The organism is Rhizobium sp. SEMIA 4085, from assembly GCF_013004495.1.
Classification (GTDB): Bacteria; Pseudomonadota; Alphaproteobacteria; order Rhizobiales; family Rhizobiaceae; genus Rhizobium; species Rhizobium gallicum.
The window spans coordinates 1-3,402 of sequence record NZ_JABEPH010000499.1 but is presented as its reverse complement, the minus strand read 5'-3'; the positions used below and the strand labels follow the sequence as shown (position 1 = coordinate 3,402).

Below are 3,402 nucleotides of genomic sequence, written 5' to 3'. Positions count from 1 at the left end.
TTGTACGACTGCTCGGCAATCTCCGGCATCGCCAGCGCATCCATATCCGCGCGAAGCCCGATCACTCGCGTGCCGCTGCCGGCCTGCAGCGTGCCGACGACGCCCGTACCGCCAAGTCCGCGATGCACCTTGATGCCCGCTTCCTCGAGCAGCTCCGCCACGATGCCGCTCGTGCGCTCCTCCTCGAAGCCAAGCTCGGGATGGGCGTGCAGGTCACGGCGCAGCGATGTGAGAAAAGCCAGATCGTCCTTGATCCGCACGGGGATGTTCATGGGCCTGGATGTCCTGTCATACGAAACGGGCGCCAAAACGGCGCCCGCGTCAGGTTATCCTTTGTTCAACAAAGCGCGGCGAACTTCAACCCTCCTCGACGAAGACCTCTTCGCGCTTCTTCTTCACGCTCGGCAAGAAGACCACGATGAGGACTGCCGCGGCGATCGCAAGAAGGATCGCGCTGATCGGACGGCTGACGAAGGTCGTCGGATCGCCGCGCGAAAGGATCATCGCCCGGCGGAGGTTTTCTTCGAGCAGCGGACCCAGCACGAAACCGAGCAGCAGCGGTGCCGGCTCGCATCTGAGCTTGGCAAGCAAGTAGCCGATAAAGCCGAAGAAGGCGACGGCATAGAGATCGTAGACGTTGGAATTGACGCTGTAGACCCCGATCGAGCAGAAGGCCATGATGATCGGGAAGAGCACGTAATACGGCACGGTCAGCAGCTTCACCCAGAGCCCGATCAGCGGCAGGTTCAAGACGACGAGCATCAGATTGCCGATCCACATCGAGGCGATGATGCCCCAGAAGAGCGCCGGCTGCTCGGTCGCAACGTTCGGCCCTGGCACGATCCCCTGAATGATCATCGCGCCGATCATCAGCGCCATCACCGGATTGGCCGGAATGCCAAGGGTGAGAAGCGGAATGAACGAGGTCTGCGCACCAGCATTGTTCGCCGACTCCGGGCCTGCGACGCCGGCAACGGCACCCTGGCCGAATTCCTTCGGCTTGTTCGAGATGCGCTTTTCAACAGTGTAGGAGGCAAAGGACGCGAGGATCGCACCTCCGCCCGGCAAGATGCCGAGAGCCGAGCCGATCGCCGTGCCGCGAAGCACCGGCGCGATCATCTCCTTGAATTCTTCGCGTGACGGCAGCAGGCCGGAGACCTTTGCTATCAGCACCGTCCGGGTCTTTTCCCCTTCCAGGTTGCGCAGAATTTCGGCGATACCGAAGACCCCGACGGCAAGTGCCACGAAATTCAAGCCATCCGCATATTCGCGAATGCCGAGCGTGAAGCGCGGGGTGCCTGTATAGATATCCGTTCCGACCAGGCCAAGCAGCAGCCCGAGCACGACCATCGCCAGCGCCTTGACGACGGAACCATGGGCGAGCGCGATCGACGACACCAGGCCGACGACCATCAGCGAGAAATATTCCGCAGCACCGAAGCGCAGGGCGATGTCGGTCAGCGGCGGCGCGAAGATCGCGACGAGGAAGGTCGAGACCGTTCCAGCGAAGAAGGAACCGAGTGCGGCGATCGCAAGCGCCGCCCCTGCCCTGCCGCGCCGCGCCATTTGGTAGCCGTCGATGGCCGTCACCGCCGAAGAGGATTCGCCCGGCATGTTGATCAGGATCGCCGTCGTCGAACCGCCGTACTGCGCGCCGTAGTAGATGCCGGCGAGCATGATGAGCGACGACACCGGCTCAAGCTGGAAAGTGATCGGCAAAAGCATGGCGATTGTCGCCGTGGCGCCAATGCCGGGCAGCACGCCGATCAGCGTACCGAGCAGAACGCCGATCAAACAGAAGAAAAGGTTGGCAGGCGTTGCTGCCGTCGCGAAACCGAGTGCCAGATTGCTGAAAAGTTCCATCGCGGCCTCCTAGAACCGGACCCAGGGGCCAAAACGCTCGAACGGCAATCCGAGACCGTAGCTGAACACGCCAACGGAAAAGGCCGTCAGCAGAACCGAGAGCAAAATCGCATGGAGCACCGTCATCCGATGCGAGGCGAAGCATGCAATGAAAGCGGTCAGGAAGATCGAAGGCACAAATCCCAGCCCCCGAACCGTCAGCCCGAAAAAGATCGGCGCAGGCAGGATGAACAGCATGCCACGCCAGGCAAGCGGCCCCATCGGCTCGCCCTGCACGCGGATCGCTTGGACAAAGACGACCGCGCCGAGAATGATCAGCACCGCTGAAAGAAGCAGCGGGAAGTAGCCCGGCCCCATGCGAAGCGTGGTCCCCAGGTCGAGACTGTAGGATTGGATGGCGAAAAATGCGCCGGTCGCGACAAGCAGCGCCCCGCAGATCACATTGGTGGTATCGAAACTAACCGATTTCATGGTGTCTCCGTGGGTTGGAGATGGTTCCCTCAGCGCAAGTGGTTTTTTCCTCATCCGGCTGCCGCCACCTTCTCCCCACCGGGGAGATGATGCCAGAATTCCCTCCCCCCAGTGGGGAGAGGGTTAGGGTGAGGGGCCAAAGGCACTACACCTCAATCCGCATATTCGCCGGCAGCGTCGATCACCGGCTTCCAGCGGGCGATTTCGCTTTCAAGCTTCGCCTTCAGCGCAGCAGGCGTAGCGTCGGCCTCCGGCGATGGCGCGGTGCCCAGTTCTGCAAAGCGAGCCGCAACGTTCTGGTCCTTCAGCGCAACTTGCAGCGACTTCGACAGGCGCTCGTTGACCTCTGCCGGAGTGCCCTTCGGCGTGTAGATCCCGTGCCAGATGCCGACTTCAAAACCGGGCAGACCGGCTTCGACCGCCGTCGGGACATCCTTCATGACGTCGAGGCGCTTCGGCGAGGTCACGGCGTAAGCCTTGATCGTGCCGCCCTTGATCTGCTTCGTCGTGTTGGTCGTCTGGTCGCACATGACGTCGACCTGGCCGCCGAGAAGATCGGTCATCGCCGGGCCGGTGCCCTTGTAGGGCACGGTCGTCAACGGCGTCTGGATAGCGCTCATGAACATCATGCCGCAAAGATGCGAGGCTGCGCCGATGCCGGCGTTCGCGACCGTCACGCTGTCCTTGTTGGCCTTCACATATTCAATAAGGCTTTTGAGGTCGGCCGGTTCGAAATCCTTGCGGGCAACGATCGTCATCGGGACTTCGGTGACAAGACCGACATATTCGAAGGCGCCGAGCGTGTCATAGGCGAGTTTGCGGTAAAGCGTGGCGCTGGTGGCCATGCCGATGTGGTGCAGCAAGATGGTGTAGCCATCCGGGCTGGCTGAAGCCACCCGTCCCGCACCGAGCGTGCCGCCCGCACCGCCGACATTTTCGACGACGATTTGCTGGCCGAGGTCCTTCGACATGGATTCGGCAACGAGGCGGGCAACCGTATCGGTCGGGCCGCCGGCCGAGAAAGGAACGACCATTGTGATGGTGCGCTCTGGATAGGTCTCCTATCCC

General features: G+C 62.0%; 2 protein-coding genes and 2 pseudogenes. All 4 read right to left on the bottom strand.

The features are described 5' to 3' along the window. Positions 1-272: pseudogene (locus C9413_RS29850) on the bottom strand (amidohydrolase); the annotation flags it as partial. A gap of 85 nt (positions 273-357) precedes the next feature. Continuing rightward, positions 358-1,863, bottom strand: a complete 1,506-nt coding sequence (locus tag C9413_RS29845; RefSeq protein WP_039845955.1) for a tripartite tricarboxylate transporter permease — start codon at positions 1,861-1,863, stop codon at positions 358-360. Between the two features lie 9 nt (positions 1,864-1,872). Beyond that, positions 1,873-2,334 (bottom strand): tripartite tricarboxylate transporter TctB family protein, encoded by a 462-nt coding sequence (locus C9413_RS29840; RefSeq protein ID WP_022715709.1) that lies wholly within the window; start codon positions 2,332-2,334, stop codon positions 1,873-1,875. Between the two features lie 152 nt (positions 2,335-2,486). Continuing rightward, a pseudogene (locus C9413_RS29835) lies at positions 2,487-3,395 on the bottom strand (tripartite tricarboxylate transporter substrate-binding protein); the annotation flags it as partial. Between the last annotated feature and the right edge of the window lie 7 nt (positions 3,396-3,402).